18 protein-coding genes and 1 riboswitch are annotated in these 21,622 nt (G+C 69.6%); of the genes, 8 read left to right on the forward strand and 10 right to left on the reverse strand.

Features of this window, described 5'->3' with window-relative positions:
- Positions 1 to 5: 5 nt before the first annotated feature.
- Genes ACFVWD_RS12785 through ACFVWD_RS12795 form a run of 3 tightly spaced genes read right to left on the reverse strand, consistent with a single transcriptional unit; the run spans position 6 to position 3,723 of the window.
- Positions 6 to 857, reverse strand: a complete 852-nt coding sequence (locus ACFVWD_RS12785; RefSeq protein ID WP_389595693.1) for an FAD binding domain-containing protein — start codon at positions 855 to 857, stop codon at positions 6 to 8.
- Positions 854 to 3,256 carry a xanthine dehydrogenase family protein molybdopterin-binding subunit gene (locus ACFVWD_RS12790; protein WP_389595695.1) on the reverse strand — a complete coding sequence of 801 codons (2,403 nt, stop codon included), beginning with the start codon at positions 3,254 to 3,256 and terminating at the stop codon, positions 854 to 856. Before ACFVWD_RS12790 ends, ACFVWD_RS12785 begins: the two co-directional genes overlap by 4 nt.
- Positions 3,253 to 3,723 (reverse strand): (2Fe-2S)-binding protein, encoded by a 471-nt coding sequence (locus tag ACFVWD_RS12795; RefSeq protein WP_389595697.1) that lies wholly within the window; start codon positions 3,721 to 3,723, stop codon positions 3,253 to 3,255. The genes ACFVWD_RS12790 and ACFVWD_RS12795 overlap by 4 nt, the downstream gene beginning before the upstream one ends.
- A 247-nt stretch (positions 3,724 to 3,970) precedes the next feature.
- Between ACFVWD_RS12795 and ACFVWD_RS12800 the strand changes: the two genes are divergently transcribed.
- Both ACFVWD_RS12800 and ACFVWD_RS12805 read left to right on the forward strand, forming a co-directional pair.
- Positions 3,971 to 5,956, forward strand: a complete 1,986-nt coding sequence (locus tag ACFVWD_RS12800) for a GTP-binding protein (protein WP_389595699.1) — start codon at positions 3,971 to 3,973, stop codon at positions 5,954 to 5,956.
- A 116-nt stretch (positions 5,957 to 6,072) separates the two neighbouring features.
- Positions 6,073 to 7,941 carry a cellulase family glycosylhydrolase gene (locus ACFVWD_RS12805; protein ID WP_389595701.1) on the forward strand — a complete coding sequence of 623 codons (1,869 nt, stop codon included), beginning with the start codon at positions 6,073 to 6,075 and terminating at the stop codon, positions 7,939 to 7,941.
- Here ACFVWD_RS12805 and ACFVWD_RS12810 read toward each other — a convergent pair.
- On the reverse strand, positions 7,934 to 9,202 hold the full coding sequence (locus tag ACFVWD_RS12810) for a YncE family protein (protein ID WP_389595703.1): 1,269 nt from the start codon (positions 9,200 to 9,202) through the stop codon (positions 7,934 to 7,936). The two genes, ACFVWD_RS12805 and ACFVWD_RS12810, sit on opposite strands and share 8 nt — an antisense overlap.
- A 173-nt stretch (positions 9,203 to 9,375) precedes the next feature.
- On the opposite strand from ACFVWD_RS12810, the gene ACFVWD_RS12815 reads away from it, so the two are divergent.
- Positions 9,376 to 10,047: a TetR/AcrR family transcriptional regulator gene (locus tag ACFVWD_RS12815; protein ID WP_389595704.1), complete on the forward strand. Its 672-nt coding sequence runs from the start codon at positions 9,376 to 9,378 to the stop codon at positions 10,045 to 10,047.
- A gap of 541 nt (positions 10,048 to 10,588) precedes the next feature.
- Complete coding sequence (locus ACFVWD_RS12820; RefSeq protein WP_389595706.1) at positions 10,589 to 11,626, forward strand: polyprenyl synthetase family protein; 1,038 nt, start codon at positions 10,589 to 10,591, stop codon at positions 11,624 to 11,626.
- On the opposite strand, the gene ACFVWD_RS12825 is transcribed toward ACFVWD_RS12820, so the two are convergent.
- Both ACFVWD_RS12825 and ctaD read right to left on the reverse strand, forming a co-directional pair.
- The gene (locus ACFVWD_RS12825; protein WP_389595707.1) at positions 11,613 to 11,960 is read right to left on the reverse strand and encodes a hypothetical protein; all 348 of its coding nucleotides are present in this window, start codon (positions 11,958 to 11,960) and stop codon (positions 11,613 to 11,615) included. The genes ACFVWD_RS12820 and ACFVWD_RS12825 overlap by 14 nt on opposite strands.
- Positions 11,957 to 13,642, reverse strand: coding sequence for a cytochrome c oxidase subunit I (gene ctaD, locus ACFVWD_RS12830; RefSeq protein WP_389595708.1), 1,686 nt, complete (start codon positions 13,640 to 13,642; stop codon positions 11,957 to 11,959). The genes ACFVWD_RS12825 and ctaD overlap by 4 nt, the downstream gene beginning before the upstream one ends.
- A 105-nt stretch (positions 13,643 to 13,747) precedes the next feature.
- Between ctaD and ACFVWD_RS12835 the strand changes: the two genes are divergently transcribed.
- Positions 13,748 to 14,311, forward strand: a complete 564-nt coding sequence (locus ACFVWD_RS12835) for an RNA polymerase sigma factor (protein WP_389595710.1) — start codon at positions 13,748 to 13,750, stop codon at positions 14,309 to 14,311.
- Positions 14,304 to 15,290, forward strand: a complete 987-nt coding sequence (locus ACFVWD_RS12840; RefSeq protein ID WP_389595712.1) for a CU044_5270 family protein — start codon at positions 14,304 to 14,306, stop codon at positions 15,288 to 15,290. The genes ACFVWD_RS12835 and ACFVWD_RS12840 overlap by 8 nt, the downstream gene beginning before the upstream one ends.
- Before the next feature lie 76 nt (positions 15,291 to 15,366).
- Here ACFVWD_RS12840 and ACFVWD_RS12845 read toward each other — a convergent pair whose 3' ends face one another.
- Positions 15,367 to 16,218: a bifunctional 5,10-methylenetetrahydrofolate dehydrogenase/5,10-methenyltetrahydrofolate cyclohydrolase gene (locus tag ACFVWD_RS12845; protein ID WP_389595714.1), complete on the reverse strand. Its 852-nt coding sequence runs from the start codon at positions 16,216 to 16,218 to the stop codon at positions 15,367 to 15,369.
- Between the two features lie 23 nt (positions 16,219 to 16,241).
- A riboswitch (ZMP/ZTP riboswitch) is annotated at positions 16,242 to 16,328 on the reverse strand.
- A gap of 17 nt (positions 16,329 to 16,345) precedes the next feature.
- Positions 16,346 to 17,290: a hypothetical protein gene (locus ACFVWD_RS12850; protein WP_389595716.1), complete on the reverse strand. Its 945-nt coding sequence runs from the start codon at positions 17,288 to 17,290 to the stop codon at positions 16,346 to 16,348.
- Positions 17,291 to 17,349: 59 nt separating this feature from the next.
- Between ACFVWD_RS12850 and ACFVWD_RS12855 the strand changes: the two genes are divergently transcribed.
- Positions 17,350 to 17,979 carry a MarR family winged helix-turn-helix transcriptional regulator gene (locus ACFVWD_RS12855; RefSeq protein WP_389595718.1) on the forward strand — a complete coding sequence of 210 codons (630 nt, stop codon included), beginning with the start codon at positions 17,350 to 17,352 and terminating at the stop codon, positions 17,977 to 17,979.
- Positions 17,980 to 18,003: 24 nt separating this feature from the next.
- Here ACFVWD_RS12855 and ACFVWD_RS12860 read toward each other — a convergent pair whose 3' ends face one another.
- Positions 18,004 to 18,369 carry a nuclear transport factor 2 family protein gene (locus ACFVWD_RS12860; RefSeq protein WP_389595720.1) on the reverse strand — a complete coding sequence of 122 codons (366 nt, stop codon included), beginning with the start codon at positions 18,367 to 18,369 and terminating at the stop codon, positions 18,004 to 18,006.
- 172 nt (positions 18,370 to 18,541) lie between these two features.
- On the opposite strand from ACFVWD_RS12860, the gene ACFVWD_RS12865 reads away from it, so the two are divergent.
- Positions 18,542 to 18,838: a hypothetical protein gene (locus tag ACFVWD_RS12865; RefSeq protein WP_389595721.1), complete on the forward strand. Its 297-nt coding sequence runs from the start codon at positions 18,542 to 18,544 to the stop codon at positions 18,836 to 18,838.
- Positions 18,839 to 18,981: 143 nt separating this feature from the next.
- Here ACFVWD_RS12865 and ACFVWD_RS12870 read toward each other — a convergent pair whose 3' ends face one another.
- A complete protein-coding gene (locus tag ACFVWD_RS12870) occupies positions 18,982 to 20,736 on the reverse strand; it encodes an ABC transporter ATP-binding protein (RefSeq protein WP_389595723.1) in 1,755 nt (584 codons plus the stop codon).
- Positions 20,737 to 21,622: the final 886 nt, after the last annotated feature.

The following is a 21,622-nucleotide window of genomic DNA, read 5'->3' on the forward strand; positions in this document are numbered from 1 at the left end:
GGGCGCTACTCCAGGGCGGCCAGCACCGCGCGTCGCGTGAGCACCCGGGCCAGGTGCGCGCGGTACTCGGGTGAGCCCGAGGGATCGGACGAGGGGTGCGTGCCCTCCGCCGCCGCCTCGGCGGCCCGTGCCACCGCGCCCGATTCGGCGTCGGCGCCGGTGAGCGCCGCCTCGGTGGACGCGGCCCGCAGGGGCGTGGAGCCCATGTTGGTCAGCCCGATCCGGGACTCGGCGAGGTGTCCGTCGTCCCGCCGGACGAGTGCCGCCACGCCGACCACCGCCCAGGCCTGCGCGACCCGCTGGAACTTCTCGTAGTGGAATCCCCACCCCTCGGTCGACGGGATCTCCACCTGCATCAGCAGTTCGTCCGGGCGCAGCGCGGTCTGCAGATAGTCGAGGAAGAACTCGCGGGCCGGGATCGCGCGCCGCCCGTCCGGTCCCACCGCGATCAGGGTCGCGTCGAGCGCGAGGACCACGGCGGGCAGGTCACCGGCCGGATCGGCGTGTGCGAGCGAACCGCCGAGGGTGCCGCGATGGCGTACGGCGGGATCGGCGACCGTGGCGGTGGCCGCCGCCAGCAGTCCGGCGTGCCGGCGCACCAGCGGGTCGCGGATGACGTCGTGGTGCGAGGTCATCGCGCCGATGACCAGCGTGCCGGCGTCCTCACGGATCCCGCGCAGCTCCGGGATCCGGCCGACGTCGACGACCAGTTCGGGGAAGGCGAGCCGTAGCCGGAGCAGGGGCAGCAGGCTCTGCCCGCCGGCCAGCACCTTCGCGTCCTCGCCCGCGTCCGCGAGCGTGCGCACGGCCTCGTCGACGCTCGTGGGCCGCACATAGTCGAATGCGGGGGGAATCATGCCGACGCCTCCTCACCGGAGCGGGCGGACCCGTCCGCCGCCCGAGCGGACCGAAGCGCTTCCCAGACCCGCTGCGGCGTGCAGGGCATCCTCACCTCGGTCACTCCGAGCGGGCGCAGCGCGTCCACGATCGCGTTGACGACGGCGGGCGTGGAGGCGATGGTCCCCGACTCCCCGACTCCCTTGGAACCCAGGGGATTCGAGGTCGCCGGTGTCTCCGTCCGGTCCGTCACGAACTCGGGCAGATCTGCCGCCGAGGGCACGAGGTAGTCGGCCATCGTGCCCGAGACGAGGTTGCCCTCGTCGTCGTACACGGCCTCCTCGTACAGCGCCTGCGCGATGCCCTGCGCGACCCCGCCGTGCACCTGCCCCTCGACGATCATCGGGTTGATGACGCTGCCGACGTCGTCGACGCACACGTACGAGCGGATGGTGGTCCGTCCGGTCTCGGTGTCGACCTCGACCGCGCACAGGTGGGTGCCGTGCGGGTAGGAGAAGTTGTCCGGGTCGAGCAGGTGCTCGGCGTTGATGGTGGGCTCCATGCCGTCGGGCAGGTCGTGCGAGGAGAACGTCTCGAACGCGACCTCCTGGATGGTCTTGCGCGCCTCGGGCGAGCCCTTCACGGAGAACACGCCGTGCGTGAACTCCAGGTCGTGCTCGCTCGCCTCCAGCAGGTGCGCGGCCACCTTCCGCGCCTTCTCCACCACCTTCAGCGCCGCGTGGTGCACCGCGGCCCCGCCCACGACGAGCGAGCGCGAACCATAGGTGTCCATGCCCTGGGGGGCTGCCCTGGTGTCGCCGTGCACCACCTCGATGTCCTCGAAGGGCACCCCGAGCACATCGGCGGCGATCTGGCTCCAGCAGGTCACATGGCCCTGCCCGTGCGGGCTGGTGCCGGTGACCACCTCGACCTTGCCGGTGGGCAGCATGCGGATGCTCGCCGCCTCCCAGCCCCCGGCCGCGTACCGCAGGCCACGCAGCACCCGGCTGGGCGCGAGCCCGCACATCTCGGTGTATGTGGACACGCCGATGCCCAGGCGTACCAAGTCGCCGCGCTGGTTGCGGTCCGCCTGCTCGGCGCGCAGCTTGTCGTATCCGAAGAGAGCGAGCGCCTTGTCCGTGGCGGCCTCGTAGTTGCCGCTGTCGTAGGTCAGACCCGCGACGGACGTGTACGGGAACTCCTCGTGCCTGATCCAGTTGCGCCGCCTCAACTCGACGGGATCCAGGTCGAGTTCGACGGCCAGCTCGTCCATGATCCGTTCGATGGCGTACGTCGCCTCGGGGCGTCCCGCGCCGCGGTAGGCGTCGGTCGGCGTCCTGGTCGTGAAGACGCCGGTGCACGTGAAGTCGTATGCGTCCATCTTGTAGATCGCCGGGTACATGAAGGCGCCCAGGATCGGGATGCCCGGGGTGACGAGCATCAGATAGGCGCCCATGTCGGCGAGGAGGTCGACCTTGAGGCCGAGCAGCCTGCCCTCGTTCGTGGCGGCGATCTCGATGTCCTGGATCATTCCGCGGCCGTGATGGGTCGCGAGATAGCCCTCGGAGCGCGACTCGGTCCACTTCACGGGCCGTCCGAGCCGACGGGCGACGGCCAGGGCGAGGGCCTCCTCGCCGTACACCTGGAGCTTGGAGCCGAAGCCGCCGCCCACATCGGGGGCGATCACGCGCAGCTTCTGCTCGGGGATGCCGGTGACGACGGCGAGCATGATCCGCAGGATGTGCGGGATCTGCGTGGCCGAGTAGACGGTGTACTCGCCGGAGGCGGCGAGTGGGGTGACCACGACGGCGCGCGGCTCCATCGCGTTGGGGATCAGGCGCTGCTGGAGGTAGCGGCGCTTCAGGACGACGTCCGCGCGCTCCCGCACGGCCGTGTAGTTCTCGCCGGTCGCCAGCGGCCAGACGTAGCAGCGGTTGGTGCCCTTGTCGGAGTGGACCAGTGGGGCGTCCTCGGCGAGGGCCGCCTCCAGGTCGAGCACCGGCGGGAGAGGTGTGTAGTCGACCTCGATGGCCTCCAGGGCGTCGGCGGCCGCGTACCGGTCGCGGGCCACGACGACGGCCACCGGGTCTCCCGCGTACCGGACCTCGTCGACCGCGATCGGCGGGTGGTCGGGCAGCACGATGTCCTCGGTGACCGGCCAGGCGCAGGGGAGGGAGCCGAGGCCCTCGGCGAGGTCCTGGCCGGTGAACGCGGCGATCACGCCGGGGCGCTCGCGGGCGGGTGCGGCGTCGATCCGGTCGATCCGGGCGTGGGCCATGGGGCTGCGCAGGATGGCCAGGTGGAGCAGTCCGTTGACGTTGATGTTGTCGGTCCAGTTGGTCTGCCCGGTGACCAGACGGGCGTCTTCCTTGCGCGGCCGGGAGCGGCCGACCTCGGGTTCGACGATCTGGTCCGTCACGGCGAGACCTCCTGTCCCGAGGCGGCGAGGACCGCGCGCACGATGTTCTGATAGCCGGTGCACCGGCAGAGGTTGCCCTCCAGGGCCTCCCGTACCTCCTGCGGTCCCGGGGCCGGGTTCTCGCGCAGCAGATCGCGGGCCGCCATGATCATCCCGGGGGTGCAGTAGCCGCACTGGAGCGCGTGCCGCTCGTGGAACGCCTTCTGGAGCGCATGCCACTCACCGTCGTGCGCCAGTCCCTGGATGGTGGTCACTTCGCTCCCGTCCGCCTGGACGGCGAGGACCGAGCAGCTCTTGACGGTCTCCCCGTCCAGGTCGACCGTGCAGGCCCCGCAGTTCGACGTGTCGCAGCCGATCGGGGTGCCGGTCAGACCCAGGTGGTCGCGCAGATAGTGGACCAGGAGAAGGCGGGGCTCGACCTCGTCCTCGTACGTCGTGCCGTCCACCTTCACCGAAATGCGGGTCATGTGCCCTCCCGGAGAGCCAGGTGAGGGGTATCAACCACTTTACGTGGTGTGCGTCACTCTAGGGCCGGGCGAGGAGGGCGGCGAGTGCTGCGGCGGGGATTTGTTGAGCGTTAATCCGTTGCTGCCGGGCGAGGCCGCCTGCTCCACTGAGAGGGAAGCGTCCGCCAAGATCAGGGAGCAGCAATGCGCACACCGTTCATGTCCACCCAGGAAGGAATCACTCCCACTCCAAAGGACATGACACCCGGTGCATATGCTCAACCTGGGAATCCTGGCGCACGTAGACGCCGGTAAGACAAGCCTGACCGAGCGGCTGCTGCACTCGGTCGGAGTCATCGACGAGATCGGCAGCGTCGACGACGGGAACACCCAGACCGACTCCCTCGCGCTGGAGCGGCAGCGCGGTATCACGATCAAGTCCGCCGTGGTCTCGTTCGCGGTCGACGACGTGACCGTCAATCTGATCGACACCCCGGGACACCCGGACTTCATCGCCGAGGTGGAGCGGGTGCTGAGCGTGCTCGACGGCGCCGTGCTGGTGATCTCCGCCGTGGAGGGCGTGCAGGCGCAGACCCGTGTGCTGATGCGGACGCTCCGGCGGCTGCGCATTCCCACGCTCGTCTTCGTCAACAAGATCGACCGCGGCGGGGCGTGCCCCGAGCGTGTGCTCGACGCCGTCGCGGCGCGGCTCACACCGGCGATCGTCCCCATGGGCGAGGTCCGGGCACAGGGCACGCGGGGCGCCCGCTTCGGCCTGTTCGACGAGGCACGGCTCGGCGCGCGACTGCTCGACCTGCTCTCCGAGCACGACGACGCGCTGCTCGCCACGTACGTCGAGGGCCGGGTGTCGTACGACCTGATCCGCGCCGCTCTGGTGAGGCAGACCGGGCAGGCCCTGGTGCATCCGGTGTTCTTCGGCTCGGCCGCGACCGGCGCGGGAGTCGACGAACTGATCGCGGGAATCAAGGAGTTGCTGCCGCGTGCCGAGGCCGACGTCGACGGCCCGGTCTCGGGCAGCGTCTTCAAGGTCGAGCGCGGGCCCGCCGGGGAGAAGATCGCGTACGCCCGGATGTTCTCCGGGACGCTGCGGACGCGCGACCGCCTGCCTCTGGGTGACGGAGAGGAGGGCAGGGTCACCGCGATCAGCGTCTTCGACCGGGGCGCGGCGGTGCGCGAGCAGTCCGTGGCCGCGGGGCGGATCGGCAAGCTCTGGGGCCTCGCGGACATCCGTGTCGGCGACATCATCGGCGTACCGCGGAAGGCGTCGGCCGGCGAGCACCACTTCTCGCCCCCGACCCTCGAAACCGTCGTCGAACCCTGCCGTCCGGCCGACAAGGGCGCACTGCACGGCGCCCTCACCCAATTGGCCGAGCAGGACCCCCTGATCGATCTGCGCCAGGACGAGACGCGCAAGGAGATCTCCGTGTCGCTCTACGGAGAGGTGCAGAAAGAGGTCATCCAGGCGACTCTGGCCGCTGAGTTCGGCATCGACGTCCTGTTCAGGGAGACGACACCGCTGTGCATCGAGCGGCCCCTCGGCAGCGGCGCGGCGGTCGAGTTCATCAAGAAGGACGCCAATCCCTTTCTCGCGACCGTCGGCCTGCGCGTCGATCCGGCCCCGTTCGGCTCCGGGGTGCGGTTCCGGCTGGAGGTCGAGCTCGGAGCGATGCCGTACGCGTTCTTCAAGGCGGTCGAGGACACGGTGAAGGAGACGCTCGCGCAGGGAATCCACGGTTGGCAGATGACGGACTGCACGGTCACCATGACCCACTCCGGCTATTGGCCCCGGCAGAGCCATGCCCACCAGGGCTTCGACAAGAGCATGTCCAGCACGGGTGCCGACTTCCGGGGCCTGACCCCGCTGGTGGTGATGGACGCGCTGCGGGCGGCGGGCACCCAGGTGTACGAGCCGATGCACCGCTTCAGGCTGGAGGCCCCGGCGGACACGATCGGCGCGGTGCTGCCGGTGCTGGCGAAACAGGCAGCCGTCGCGGGGGCCACCGAGCTGCGGGGCGCTTCGTGCGTGCTGGAGGGCCGGATCCCGGTCGCCCGCGTCCATGGGCTGGAGCGGCAGCTCCCGGGGCTGACCCGCGGTGAGGGCGAGCTGGAATGCACCTTCGACCACTACGCACCGGTCCTGCGGGGCACGGTCCCCGACCGCCCGCGCACCGACCTCAACCCGCTGGACCGGAAGGAGTACCTGCTGAACGTGACGCGGAGGGTCGCCGCCTGATCCCGCACACGGCGACACGTCTCCCAAAAGGATCTCCAAGAGACCTCCAGAAGATGAAACTTACTCTGGAGTCAGAAGTATTGACGCCTTCTTGCGCACCGGAGACTGTTGTGGACATGTCGAAGTTACGTGCGCGTCTGCTCGGCGTCCTCGTGCTCCTCACCGGCTTCCTCTCGGCGGCGGGCGCCCAGCCCGCCGCCGCGGACGGACTCCCCGACTCCCTGTGGTTCGACGCGCCGGCGGCGGCCACCCTCACGGTCGACAAGGGCCGCTTCCTCGACGGACTCGGCCGCGAGGTGGTCCTGCGCGGCTACAACGTCTCCGGCGAGACGAAGCTCGAAGAGAACAGCGGCCTGCCCTTCGCCTCGGCCGCCGACGCCAAGAAGTCCGCGACGGCCCTGCGGGCCCTCGGCGGCGGCAACTCCGTGCGCTTCCTGCTCTCCTGGGCCCACGCCGAACCCGTACGCGGCCAGGTCGACTCCGCCTACCTCGCCGCCGTCACCGACCAGATACGCGCCTTCCTCGACGCCGGAATCCGCGTGTATCCCGACTTCCACCAGGACCTCTACTCCCGCTACCTCTTCAACTCGGGCAGCTGGTACACCGGTGACGGCGCCCCCAAGTGGGCCGTGGACGCCGGGAGCTACCCGAGCGAGTCCTGCGGGATCTGCATCTTCTGGGGGCAGAACATCACCCAGAACGGGGCCGTGAAGCAGGCACAGTACGACTTCTGGCACAACGCGTACGGCGTCCAGGACGCCTTTCTCACCACGGCCCAGGCCACCATGGCCTACGTCAAACAGCACCTCACCACGGCCCAGTTCGCGGGCCTCGTCGGCTTCGACCCGTTCAACGAGCCGTACGCGGGCACCTACGACTCCGGGCAGACCAGCCGCACCTGGGAGCGGGACCTGCTCTGGCCGTTCTATGTGAAGTTCCGGGCCCGGATGGACGCGGCCGGCTGGCAGGACAAGCCCGCCTTCGTCGAGGCCAACCTCTTCTGGAACTCCAACATCGACTCCCAGAAGCAGGAGGGCGGCCTGCTCGACGCGGGCACACTCGGCCCGCGCTATGTCTTCAACACCCACTTCTACGATCAGAAGGCCATCTCGGGCATCCTCATGTGGGGCAACGCCGGGGACGGCCAGTACGCCACCGACTTCGGGACGGTCCGCGACCGCGCATCGAGCGCGGGGACTACGGCGATCGTCAGTGAGTTCGGCCATCCCTTGTCGGGAACGGTCTCCGGCAAGGCCCCGACCGTCGACAAGGCCATGTACCAGGCCCTCGACTCCCGTCTCCCGGGCGCCACCTGGTGGACCAAGCCGGCGTCCTCCGGCCCGGTGCTCTCCGGTACCCAGTGGCAGTGGGACATCTACAACGGACGCCATCACGAGCTGATGAACGGCAACGCGAGCAAGGTTCTCACCACGGGCGACGCCTGGAACGACGAGGATCTGTCGGCCGTACGCCTCGACGACTCGGGCACGGCCGTCCTGCGTCAGGACGCCCGTCTGCTCGACCGGCTCTATCCGAGCGCGACCTCGGGCAGCACGGTCGCGTTCACCTACGAGGACCGCTCCCGGGACGGCTCCACCACCCTGACCTGGAATCCGGTTCCGTCGTCCCTGCCGCACGTCTCCCAACTGGTGGGATCGGGCCAGTACGGGCTGCTCCTGTGGCGCTCGGGCGGCGGCAGCGCTCCCACCGAACTCCATCTCCCGGCGTCCTTCCCGACCGCGTCCACGACGGTGGTCTCCGACCTCGGCGCGACGATCTCCCCGCCCGCCTACACCACGACCACCCCGATCGCCGTGGCCCCCGAGCCGGGCGGCACCGGCAGTCGCCGACTGCTGCTCACCGCACCGGACTCGGGGACCCTGCACTACGCGCTGGTCACGAACGGGGCGACGGCCCCGTCCACCGATCTGCTGAGCGCGGCCCGTTCCGAACTGAGTTCCTGGGCCGCCGCGTCGGTCAACTAGTCGAAGGACCGGTCCAGTTCGCCTCCACATGTCCGAGGCGAACACGCTGGGGGTGGTCACCGACCGGCACCGACACCGTCTTCTGCCCCGTGGCGAAGTCGATGGCGGTGACCTGGTCGGCGCCGCTCTCGGAGACGATGCAGTCCTTGCCGTCACCGCTGACGGTCGCCCAGTACGGCTTCGAGGCGGTGACGAGCGGGCCCTCCTGGAGGGTGGCCCGGTCGACGACGGTCGCGTAGTCGTCCATCGTTCCGGCGACGCACAGTTTGGTGCCGGACGGGTTCATCGAAATGCCGTGGTGGCGCGAGTCGTTGACCCAAGTCGTGCGGTCGGTGCTGGTCGCGGGGTTCATCGGCAGGGTCTTCACCCGGGTGATCCGGTCGGAGGCCACGTCGTACTCCAGGAAGCCGTTGAAGAACGACACCTGGAAGTACAGCTTGGACTCGTCGGGGCTGAAGACGGCGGGCCGGACCGCGTCGGAGAAGTCGGTGAGACCGATCGCGTCCAGTCGCTGCCGCATGTCGATCACCTTGACCTGTTTGTAGGTGGTCGCGTCGACGACGGTGATGTGCCGGTCGCCCTTCGTCCAGTCCAGCCACGGGTCGTCGAGTGCGGTGTTCACATCGCCGATGGCCATGTTCCAGATGTACTTGCCGTCCCGCGTGAAGATGTTCTCGTGCGGCTTGTCGCCGGTGCCGAAGGAGCCCAGCTGCTTACCGGTGTTGATGTCGAGCACGTGCACGGTGTTCGCGGTCGACGCGGAGACCGCGACGCGAGTGCCGTCGGGGGAGACGGCCATGTGGTCGGAGCGGTAACCCGACACGGGGAAACGCCAGTTGATCTTGTCGGTGGCGAGGTCGATCGAGACGACATCGGCGAAGCTGGGGCGGGAGACGACCACCGACTTGCCGTCGGGCGTGGAGTACATGTCGTCCACGAGCTGGTCGTGGCCCTCGCCGACGCCGTTGCGGATGGCCAGGAAGTAGATCCACTTGATCGGATCGGCGTTGATCTCCGCCATCCGCGCGTCCTTGTCCGGGACGACGTTGATCCGGCCGACCTTCGCGAAGTCACCGGTGGACTTGATGACGTCCGCGGTGCCGTCCCAGTTGTTGCCCACGAACATCACTTCGCGCAGGTCGGCTGCGGCGGTCTGTGCGGCGGTCTGCGCGGAGGCCGTGGTCGCCGTACCGCCGAGGGTGAAGGTGAGGGCGACGGCGGCGGCGAGCGTACAGAGGTGTCTGGGTCTGAGGACAGACATGGCGGGTCCCTTGTCGTAGGCGGGGGGTGCGGGCGCCGAAAAATCTGAACACAGCTGCGTTCAGAGTGGACTTACTGGAAAGTAAGGAAGGGGCGGTGCTCTCCACAAGGGTCCGTGCACGACAAAATCATCGGAGGGACGAACGGTTCGTCCCTCCGGCGAGGGAGGAACGCGTGGCGGGCAGGATCAAACAGCCGACCGGCCGTTACGGAGGCAGGACCGCCGCGGAACGGCAGGCCGAGCGACGCTCGCGCTTTCTGGCAGCCGCGCTTCAACTCTTCGGTGAAAGCCCGGGGTTCAGATCCACGACCATCGCGGCGCTGAGTGAGGCGGCGGGACTGTCGACGCGTCAGTTCTACGAGGAGTTCCGCACCCTCGAGGACGTGCTGGCCGCCCTCCACCTCCAGGTCAACGACTGGGCCGAGGAGGCGGCCCTGGCCGCCCTCGCCGACGCCCAGGACCTGCCGCTGGCCGAGCGCGCCGACGCGATCTTCCGCGCCTACGCCGCGAACGTGACGGCGGATCCGCGCCGCATCCGCATCACCTTCGTCGAGATCATCGGCGTCAGCCCGCGCCTGGAGGAGCAGCGGCTCGCCCGTCGGGCGCGCTGGGTCGACTTCATCTGCGCCGAGGCGACCGCGGCCGCCGACCGCGGCGAGGCGGTGCCGCGCGACTACCGGATCGCCGCCACCGCCTTCATCGGCAGTGTCAACGGCCTCCTGCACGACTGGCGCGCCGGCTGGGTGGACGCCACGCTCGACGAGGTGGTCGAGGAGCTGGTCCGTCAACTGCTGGGGATCCTGCGACCGGCTGGGTGGAACCCGTACGAGCCCGGAACCCCATGACGTGACCTCACCTCACCGTGGGTGCCGTGCCGGCCATCGACCGAGGTGTCCTCGAACCCGGCGGTGAATCCCTCGAGATCCACCGCCGGGCCCGGGACCGTGCGCCGCTCCCCGTCCCCACGGGTTCGGCGCAGTGGGGCCGCCTCCGCGCGAGGATGCCCCTGCCGGCAGCCCACGACTGGGGGAAGCCGTGGGCTTGCGCGGCCCGAGGGCCCAGAGGCGGAGACGTCAACACGGTCGCTCCCTGGGCACCGCCCATCCTGTCCGACCGGGACCCGCCGCGTCGTCGTGCGCGTGGCGAACATCGCGCTACTCGGCATGCAGGAGATGAGCTCAGCCATGTCCTCCGGAGGGAGGACGGACGCGGGGGAGAGGCTCCCCTCACGCTCGTGGGCCCGCCTGCGGGGCCGGTACGCTGGCGAGCCGACATGACGGTTTCACGGACGGATTCCCGCGGTCCGACGGTCCGGCTCGGTGTCCAGGGAGTCGGCCAAGGGGACCGGGCACGGCTGAAAGTCGCTCTGGTTGCTCTCCAGCCCGAGTGATCGAATCGGTGCTCGATTTAATTTCGGTGGTGAGGGGTCTGCTCGTGCGTTCCATGTCCTACTTGGACCTTCATCGGCGGTTTTCGGTGGACATCGACGCGGAGATGGAGGCCACGCTGGCAAGACTCGCCCCTCAGGCCGACGCGGTGCGGGCCGCGGTCGCGGAACTCGTGCGGAACCGCGAGTTCACGTACCCGCTCTCGGTGCTGCCGCTGATCGTGCATGCCGTGGAGACGGGCGCGCCCGAACCGGCCGTGCCGCTGGCCGTCGTGCATGAGCTGTGGTGGACCTCGGCGTGCCATCTCGACGACCTGGCCGACGGGCAGAGCACCCACCTCGGCGGAGGTGAGGCGCTGCTCGCCGCGCTCGTCAGCGGGACTCCACTCCCTCTGCTCGTCGTCCAGTCGCAGGCAGTCCCGGAATCGGTCCGCGGCACCCTGTCGGCCGAGATCGTGAAGTGCTGGATCGGCGCGACCGAAGGCCAGCTGAGTGACCTGCGCGGGGATGCGGCCACGGCCACGCACGAGTCGGTGGTCACGGCCTATCGAGGGAAGTCCGGCGCCCCCTTCAGCATGGTCACCGCAATGGCCGCCGAATTGGCGGGTGTCGAGAAGGAGCGAGTGGAGCTCTGGCGCGATTTCGGCGATGTATTCGGCATCCTGTGGCAGCTGTTCAACGACCAGGAAGACATCCTGTCCGGCCGCAACGAGGACCTCCTGAACGGCACGGTGACGTATCTCCTGGCATGTTCCCTCGACGCGTCCGCCTCCCCCTCCGCCGAGCGAGTCCTGAGGCTGCACGCCGACGCGAGGAATTCCCATGACGCCCGAGCGGAACTCATCGACACCCTTCTGGCGCCGGACGTTCTTGGCCGGTACGAGGACGACATCAACAAGTTCCGCGGCGAAGCGCACCGCATTCTGGACGACCTGGGCGGCGACGAGCCCTACTTGTCGGTGATGCGGAATCTGGTGGACGACTCGTCCAGGATGCTTCTGCGTGCCGACCTCGCTCGCGAGGTCACCGTCGGCTGACCGAGACGACGGTCACCAGGGCGAAAGCGGCACCGAGAAGAAACACGGCGCAAAGGCGCCGACGCAGTGCGCGATACCTCGCCTCGTACTCGGCGCGCAATTCCCGGCCGCGCTGTGCGGTCCGTTCCCAGGAGTTGCGGGTGAGGGCCAGGTAGGTGTCCGCGAAGCGTTCTTCCGCCTCTTCGCGCTGGGTGTCCGTCAGCCAGGCCAGGGAATGGGTGAAACGAGCCGCTTCCGCTCGTCCCTCGACCTTGGTGGCCTCCATGAGCAGATGGCCCTCCAACTCGTTGATCAGTGCCCGTGGGGACGGCGGACGGTCGTCCATGGTCGTCATCGCAGTTCCTTCCGGGGCGTCTCCAGACGTGTGGCCGTGGCCGTGATCTCCGGGTGGTGCAGGTCGAAGGCGGGAGACTCGCTGCGGATGCGCGGCAGGGTGAGGAAGTTGTGGCGCGGCGGGGGACAGGAGGTCGCCCACTCCAGTGAGCGACCGTAGCCCCACGGGTCGTCGACCTCGACCTTCTCGCCGTACTTGGCGGTCTTCCAGATGTTGTAGAAGAACGGCAGGAGGGAACTGCCGAGAAGGAAGGAGAAGATGGTCGAGATGGTGTTGAGGGTGGTCAGGCCCTCCACCGCCAGATAGTCGGGGATACGGCGCTGCATTCCGTTCGCACCCAGCCAGTGCTGCACCAGGAACGTGCCGTGGAAGCCCACGAACAGCGTCCAGAAGGTGATCTTTCCGAGGCGCTCGTCGAGCATTTTTCCGGTGAACTTCGGCCACCAGAAGTGGAATCCGGAGAACATCGCGAACACGACCGTACCGAAGATCACGTAGTGGAAGTGTGCCACCACGAAGTACGAGTCCGAGACGGGAAAGTCCATCGGCGGCGAGGCGAGCATCACGCCGGTCAGACCACCGAAGACGAAGGTGATCAGAAAGCCGGTCGCCCAGAGCATCGGGGTCTCGAAACTCAAGGACCCCTTCCACATCGTTCCGATCCAGTTGAAGAACTTCACGCCTGTCGGCACGGCGATGAGGAACGTCATGAAGGAGAAGAACGGGAGCAGTACACCGCCGGTGACGTACATGTGGTGCGCCCACACGGTCACGGACAGACCGGCGATGGAGATCGTCGCGGCGATCAGGCCCATGTAGCCGAACATCGGCTTGCGGGAGAACACCGGGATGACTTCGGAGATGATGCCGAAGAACGGCAGGGCGATGATGTACACCTCTGGATGGCCGAAGAACCAGAACAGGTGCTGCCAGAGCAGGGCACCGCCGTTGGCCGCGTCGAAGACGTGGGCACCGAACTTGCGGTCCGCCTCCAGCGCGAACAGTGCGGCGGCCAGTACGGGGAAGGCCAGCAGCACCAGAACACCCGTGAGCAGCACGTTCCACACGAAGATCGGCATGCGGAACATCGTCATGCCGGGGGCGCGCATGCAGATGATGGTCGTGATGAAGTTGACCGAGCCGAGGATCGTGCCGAAGCCGGAGAAGGCCAGACCCATGATCCACATGTCGGCGCCGACACCCGGCGAGCGGACCGCGTCCGACAGCGGCGCGTACGCGAACCAGCCGAAGTCGGCCGCTCCTTGAGGCGTCAGGAACCCGCCCACGGCGATCAGCGAGCCGAGGAGATAGAGCCAGTACGCCAGCATGTTCAGCCGAGGGAACGCCACGTCGGGCGCGCCGATCTGCAGCGGCATGATCCAGTTCGCGAAACCGGCGAACAGCGGCGTCGCGAACATCAGCAGCATGATCGTGCCGTGCATCGTGAACGCCTGGTTGAACTGCTCGTTCGACATGATCTGCAACCCCGGCCGGGCGAGTTCGGCGCGCATCAGCAGCGCCATCACCCCGCCGACGCAGAAGAAGCCGAACGCCGTGACCAGATACAGCGTGCCGATCGTCTTGTGATCCGTGGTGGTCAGCCACTTCACCGCGGCGAGTCCAGGACGCCGCGCACGCGTGGGAAGGGCCCCGGGCGGCGTCGTGACTGTGGTGCTTTCCATGCCCCGCCTGTGTCCGGCGCCGGGCCCACCGTCACACTTGGGTGAAGCGACGAGCGTCACACCGACACCTGTGACGATCGCGTACCTGCCGGACACCTACGGACTATGAGCAACGACGAGACCTTCGCCGCTGCCTATCGCGAGCACTACTGGGCGGTCAGCCGCTATGTGGCGAGGCGACTGGACGGCCGGAGCAGTGATGTCGAGGAGGTGGTGGCGGAGGTCTTCACCGTCGCCTGGCGGCGCCGGTCCGACCTCCCGCCGTCCCCGCTTCCCTGGCTGTACGGGGTGGCACGCCACTGCCTGGCCAACGCCGTACGCGGCTACGGGCGCCGCCGCAGGCTCCTCGACCGGCTCGGCAACGACGAGAGCGCGCATGGCAGACAGGTCGTCGACAGCCCCGACTCCGCGTCGCCGGGCGACTGGGTGCACGAGGCGCTGGCCCGGCTCTCCCCGGCCGACCAGGAGGTACTGCGCCTCACCGCCTGGGAGGAGCTCGGCGTCGACGAGGTCGCCGTCGCCCTCGGCTGCGGCAGCCGTGCCGCGGCCATGCGCCTGCACCGCGCCCGCCGCCGGCTCAGAGCCGAGATCGACCGTATGCACATCACCGCGGCCGGCGGCCCCGCCCCGCCCCGCCGCGACACCCCGAAGGAGCACGGCCATGGCTGACGAACTCGACATCCTGCGCCGCGCCAACCCGGTGCCGTCCACCGACCCCGGCTTCCATGACCGCCCCCTCGACCAGCACGCGGAGCGCCGCCTCAACCAACTGCTGCACGGCGGACGGCGCAGCACGCGCCCCGGTCCGCCGCGCCGTTGGGTCTGGAGCGTCGGCGCCGCGGCCGCCGTCGGTGTCGTCGTCCTGACGCTCACGCTGTCGGGATCGACCACCACCCCCGCCGTGGCCGCACCCCGCCCGCTGATCGTCGAGGCGGGCTCCACCCCCGTACCTCTGGACCGGCTCGCCGACCGAGTGGCCGCGTCCGCCGGCTCGCAGCGGCTCGTCCAGGGCACCCATGTACAGACCTGGAGCATGGGCCTGACCTCCGGGCCCGGGGCACGGCCGCCGATCACCCTCCCCGAGGAGCGCGTGGTCCGCTGGAAGGCCGACGGCAGCCACACGGAACTCGTCGTGGCGACCGACCCCCGCCACCCGGGCAGGCCGGTCCTCACCGACGCCGACCCCGTCCCCCGCACGGTCGAGGACGGGCACGTCCTCAGCCGACAGACCTACCCGCCGAGCTGGAGCGACGCCCCGCCGGTGGCCCGGCCGCCGCACGACGCCCAGCGGCTGCGCGCCTACCTCGAGGAGATCGACCGCACCGAGACCATGGGCACATACCAACTTCTCGACGCGGTCGCCGAGTTGCTGAACAACTGGACGCTGGGCGCCCGTGAGGACGCCGCGCTCGTCCGTGTCCTCGCCGACGCGAAGGGCCTGCGCCCGGCCGGAGCGGTCACCGATCGGCTGGGCAGGCAGGGACAGGCGTACGTGTACGACGACACCGCGCACTCCGCGCGACGGATGCTGATCCTCGACCCGAGGAGCGGCGCCGTACTCGGGATCGAGGACACCGTCACCAAGGACGATCCCGAGTACGGCGTGAAGGCCGGGGACGTGATGTCGTACAGCGCGTGGATGCGCTGAGCGGACCCGAAGCCCTGTCAGCGAAGCCGAAAGGCTGTACGCAGGCTCGAAGCCCTGTGAGTGAAGCCGAAACGCTCTATCGGAGGCCGAGTTGGCGCTCGGCCCCGGTCACGGTCTGCTCCAGCAGGACCGCGATCGTTATCGGGCCGACACCGCCCGGCACCGGCGTGATCAGCCGGGCCCGCTCGCGGGCGGTGTCGAAGTCGACGTCGCCGACGTTCCCCGGGTTGTAGCCCGCGTCGATCACGACGGCTCCCGGCTTGATGTCCTCACCGCGGATCAGCCGGGGCCGGCCCACGGCGGCCACCACGATGTCCGCCTCGCGGACGACCGAGGAAAGACCGGTCGTCCGCGAGTGGCAGTAGGTCACCGTCGCGTCGCGGCCGAGCAGCAGCATCCCGACCGGCTTGCCGAGGATCGCGCTGCGCCCCACCACGACGGCGCGCCGGCCCGCCGGGTCGACGTCGTACTGGTCGAGGAGCCGCATGATGCCGCCCGGGGTGCAGGACACGAAGCCCGGCAGCCCGAAGCTCATCGCCGAGTACGAGCTGAGCGTCACCCCGTCGACGTCCTTCTCCGGCGCGATGGCCTCGAACGCCGCCCGCTCGTCGATGTGCGGCCCGACGGGGTGCTGGAGCAGGATGCCGTGCACGGTCGGGTCGCCCGACAGCGCCTTCAGTGTGTCGACCAGCTCGGCCGTGGTGGTGTCGGCGGGCAGGGCGACGTGCCGGGACTCGATGCCGGCTTTGCGGCTGCGGTTCTGCTTCATCCGGACGTAGGTGACCGAGGCGGGATCCTCGCCGACCAGCACCGTCGCGAGACACGGCGCCATCCCCGTGCGCCCGGTGAGTTCGGCCGCGCGCTTCGCGGTCTCCTCGACGATGCGGCGCGCGAGAGCCGCGCCGTCCATGAGCTGGGCCTGGGACATGAGCCACTCCTGAGCGTCGCTGACACAATCGCCCAGGCGCGCGGCAAAGACCCGTTCGTCAGGCCGCTCCCCGGTGGTACTCCACCTCAGCGCCAGTCACGGCCCGCGACCAGGGTAGCTCCTACGATCAGCTGCCCGACTCGGCGGCAGCGGGCGGCGCCGTCGGGTCGACCCCGGCCATGAACCCCCTGGCCTGTGCCTCGGTGGTCACGGCGCCGATGGCCCCGGCCCAGCGGGCGATCTCGCGGACCAGCGCGACGGCCCCGGCCTCGTCGCCCGTGTCGCGTGCCAGCACCGCCAGGAGCAGCTGCTGCGAGAGGGTGCCGGGGACGGTCCCGGCCCGGGCGCCGAGCTCGGTCGCCCTGCTCCATCGCTCCCTCGCCCGCGCGTGGTCACCGCGGTCGTGGTCGTGATCACCGAGGTGCCGCAGCGCTTCACGCGCGAGCAGGTCGTCACCGGAGTCGTGTGAGTCGCCCGCTTCACCTTCTTCGCCTGCCTCACCTGCCGCACCGGCGCGCAGCGCGGCTTCGTAGTGGCCGGGCGCGAGGTCCCGCTCGGCGAAGAGATTGTCGGCGACGAGGCCCAGATACATCTCGGACCAGCCCCGGCGCACGTCGTCCGGGGCCTGGTCGCGGAGCCGCTCGGCGTGCGTGCGGAGAGTGGCGAGCGCGTCCGGGTCCTTGCCGTCGGGACCGGCACGGAAGGCACCGTCGACGCGCACCTGCCCGAGGTAGCCGTGGCGCAGTCGATGGAAGTCCAGGTCCCAGCGGATGTCGGGGTGCGTCTCATCGGCGGGTTTCCCGGCGAGGCTCTCGATAAGCACCTCGACGAGCTCCTCGGCGGCGGCGAGCCGTGGCCCCGCGAGGGCGGTCCCGCCGAACCAGTCGCTCTCCAGGGCGACTTCGGCGGCGGCCACGGCGAGGCGTGCACGGGCTCGCGGATCGGTCGCCTCGGCCGAGTCGAGCAGACGCGTGGCGCGCTCCCAGCGACCGCCGATCCTCAACTCCCTTGCAACGGCGATGAGTTCGTCGAGCGGCACGACCGTACGAAGGGTACTTGCGGTGTTCGTCATGGCAGGAAAAGTAGTAATCAGAAAAACTATCCACAAGAAAACCATCTACGGAGGGGCGCATGGAAGATGTGAGGGCGGGAGACGTGAAGGCGGGAGACCTGAAGGCGGAGGAGGCGAAGGCCGCGCGGGGGCAGGCTTCGGCGGCGGACTCGGTCGACCGGCACGTCGCGATCTGGGTGAAGGAACTCGACTGGGTGGATCCGGTCAAGGAGGAGATCTTCGTCCGGCTCGCGATCCTGGCCCGGCACGCGGCCCAGGCCCGTCGGGACGTGCTCGACTCCGACGGGCTGCAGCACTGGCAGTTCAAAGTGCTGCTGATGCTGCGCAGACTCGGCCCGCCCTACGCGGCGAGCCCCTCGCAGCTCGCCGACATGCTCGGGCTGACCCGCGGCGCCCTGTCGGCGCGGCTCGGTCCACTGGAGGAGGCGGGGCTGATCGCCCGTACCCACCACACGGCCGACCGGCGTCGTGTGGAGGTGCGGATCACCGACGCCGGATACGCCGCGTTCGAACAGCACGCGGTGTCGGAGGACCGGGGTGAGAACGCGCTGCTCGCAGTACTGACCCCAGCAGAGAAGCGGACGCTCGCAGACCTGCTGCGGAAACTGGTCGGGGCAGCCGAGGCCGCCCCGAGCGCGAGCGACCCATCGCGGCCTTCGCCGAGAAGGTCCAGGTCAGGCGAGAGTTGATCTGGACCTTCGGCCAGTTCCGTCCTACTCGTCCCATGCCTGCAGCAGCGTGTGTTCGACGATCTTGCCGTCGCGCAGCGAGACCATCGAGCTGGCCAGTACCCGCACGCCGTCCGGGTACTGGCAGGACTCGGTGAACGCGACATGGTCGCCCTGGACGACACACTCTTCCAACTTGTGGGTCATGTCGCGGCTGTAGACATCGTTGAGCATCTCGGCGATCTCGCCGCGACCGTGTTTGATCATCGGGTGGCTTGGCTGGGTGTTGCGGTCGACGATCGTCATTTCCGCGTCGTCCGCGTAGAGCGACAGGAGATCCGCCGCATTCTGTCCTTCTATGCCCCGGCGTAGCGCTTCGGTGTCGAAGGCGGGGCCTGCCATGGTGCCCATGTCGACCTCCTTGGAAGGCCGCGGTCCGGCAAGGAGGGGACCGCGAAGGGCCTCTCTACCGAGCGTCCTCCGCCCCGTGGCCCACGGCAAGCCCAGCCGGTGCGATGCGCCTCTCGGGTGAGGAGCGGGGGACGGCCGTGACCGCGCGCCGTCCGGGGCCGTTGCTGCAAGCATGATCTCAACACGACGTATGGTCGCCGCCGTTGGTCTCGCTGTCGGTGTCACGGGCCTTGCCGCGCCGATGGCGTCCGCGGCCGCCGCCGCGGCCCCGGACGCGGGGAAGCTGAACCCGATCACCCAGCTCGACGCGCTCGCCGTCAGCGACATCCCCGCGGAGCACCAGGCCGACATCCCGCGGATCCCCGACCAACTGGCCGGACTCAACCGCCTGAACGACCTCAATCAGTTGCACCAGGTCACCGACCTGGTCGCCCCCGTCACCGGACTCCTCCCGGGCCTCCAGACCTAGGGCCTGTCGATTGGATCAGGCCAGGGCCTGTCCACCAGTGTCTGCCCGCGTCCGCCCCCGGCATCCCGTGCCGGGGGCAGACGCGTATGTCGTGGCCGAGTGAAGGAAACTTCGTACGGAGAACGCGCGACGATCCGCTCTCCTCAGCCCGCCGTCGCGAGGAACTGGGTCGCGGCCAGCTCCGCGTAGAGCGGGTCCCCGGCCACCAGTTCCCGGTGGGTGCCCACGGCGCGGACGCGGCCCGCGTCCATGACGACGATACGGTCGGCCATCGTCACGGTGGACAGCCGGTGCGCGACCACCAGGACCGTGGTCGTACGGGCCACATCGGCGACCGTGTCGCGCAGCGCGGCCTCGTTCACCGCGTCGAGCTGTGAGGTCGCCTCGTCCAGGAGCAGCAGGCGGGGGTGGCGCAGCAGCGCGCGGGCGATCGCGACCCGCTGGCGTTCGCCGCCGGAGAGCTTGGTGCCGCGGTGCCCGACGAGCGTGTCCAGGCCGCGCGGCAGCCGGGCGACCAGCCCGTCGAGCCGGGTCGTCTTCAGCACACGCGTGACATCGGCGTCGTCGGCCTCCGGGTTGCCCAGCAGCAGGTTGTCCCGCAGAGAGCCGGACAGGACCGGGGCGTCCTGCTCCACGTACCCGATGGCCGACCGGAGCCGGGGCAGGTCCCACTCCTCCAGGGGGCGGCCGTCGACCGTGATGACGCCCGCCTCGGGGTCGTAGAACCGCTCGATCAGCGAGAACACGGTGGTCTTGCCGGCGCCGGAGGGGCCGACGAAGGCGGTCATGCCGCGGGCCGGGACGGCGAAGGTCACGCCGTGGTGGACGTACGGCAGGTCGTCGGCGTACCGGAAGCGGACGTCGTCGAAGGCGAGCGCGGCCGGTGCGGAGCCGGGGGCCGGCAGCGGCGCCGGCAGGGCGTCCGGTTCGGCGGGCAGCCGCAGCGCCTCCTGGATGCGGGCGAGCGCGGCGGCGCCCGTCTGGTACTGGGTGATCGCGCCGACGACCTGCTGGATCGGCGACATCAGATAGAAGACGTAGAGGAGGAAGGCGACCAGCGTGCCGACTCCGATCGCGCCGGTCGCGACCCGCGCGCCGCCCACCGCGAGGACCGTGATGAAGGCGATCTGCATCGCGAGACCGGCCGTGTTGCCCGCGGCCGCCGACCACTTGGCGGCCCGTACGCTCTGCCGCCAGGACTCCTCGGCCGCCGCGTGGATGGTCTGCTCCTCCCGGTGCTCGGCACCCGATGCCTTGACCGTGCGCAGCGCGCCGAGGATCCGCTCCAGCGAGGCGCCCATCACGCCGACGGCGTCCTGCGCCTGCTTGCTGGCCCGGTTGATGCGCGGCACGATCACGCCGAGCACCGTGCCCGCGCACAGGATCACCCCCAGGGTGACGCCGAGCAGCACCACGTCGACCAGGCCCATCATCACCACCGTCGCCACCAGGGTGAGACCGCCGGTGCCGATGCCCACGAGCGAATCGGTGGTGACCTCGCGCAGCAGCGTGGTGTCGGAGGTGATACGGGCCATCAGGTCGCCCGGCTCGCTGCGGTCCACGGCCGGTATCCGCAGCCGCAGCAGATATGACGACAGGGCGCGCCGCGCGCCGAGCACCACCGACTCGGCGGTGCGCCGCAGTACGTACGAACCCATCGCCCCCACCGCGGCGTTGGTGACCACCAGCGCCGCCATACCGATGAGCGCCCGCCCGATGGACCGGTCGTGCGAAAGGTCGTCGATGAGCCCCCGCGCCACCAGCGGCAGCACCAGACCGGTGGCGCCGGTCGTCAGCGCCAGCAGCGCGCCCGCCAGCAGCGCCCATCGATGCGGTCGTACGTACCCGAGAAGCAGCCGCCAGGCGGGCGGTCCGGCGTGCGGCTCTGCGATGCTCACGGTGCTCCTAGCGGGAGTTCGGTGCGGAGCATTCAGGCTACGTCGGCGCGGCCCCCGGAGGGGAACGGGGCACCCGCCGCGCGGGGAGAGCCGGTCGCGGACAATGGCGAGCGTCGGCGGGTCTCGCCCCGTCCGGAAGACGGTCGTCGAACATGTGGACCGGTACCCCGCCCGGGCCCAGTTCGAGGTGTGTGTCAGGGGCGGCCCCGCCTGCCTCACCAGTGGCGCAGTCCTGTGCGGGAGCCCGGGTCCGAGCGTTCAGGGAGCGTATCTCCAACACCTTTCCCGAATCCTTACCGGTCCTCCCCCGTTGACACCCCGCGCCCTCCCTCCTAGGGTCACGCCTACGTTCCGAACGTGTGACGACATTTCGAACGGTTGGAAGGCAACTGCCCTGTGCATCACCGGAGTTGGAACACACGTGGACGTAACCCCGCGGCGCGGCCTGACGTGCGTTCAGGTGTACTCCGGCAGAGGGGTCACGCGAATCGGCAAGACCCGGACGCCTGGGCAACGACGCGCCGATCGGCAATCCGCGAGGCATCGAGGCTCTTGAGTCCCAACTCCACAATGTTGCGGAGAACCTGACTGTCGGTCACCTCGTCACGGAATGCTGGTGGCTCACTCCCGTGGAGATGCGCACCAAAGAACCCCGACGACCTCGGCGGCTGTGTGCGCATCCGCAAGGTCGCCGAGCTGATCCGCCGCGGCGCACCCTCTACCTGAAGTTCGGGCCGTCCAGGGCGCCCGCGATCCACCCGTACGGCACCCCTACGCGGGGCCCTGAGCCTGGACGCGGCACGGCCGACTCGCGCTCGACCTGCTCGTCGGCCGCCCGGCTCGCTCCACCGTCGCCTCCTCACACACATCTGATACGCCGTCACCT

The sequence above is a fragment of the Streptomyces sp. NPDC058086 genome (genome assembly GCF_042885015.1).
In the GTDB taxonomy this organism is placed as follows: Bacteria; Actinomycetota; Actinomycetes; order Streptomycetales; family Streptomycetaceae; genus Streptomyces.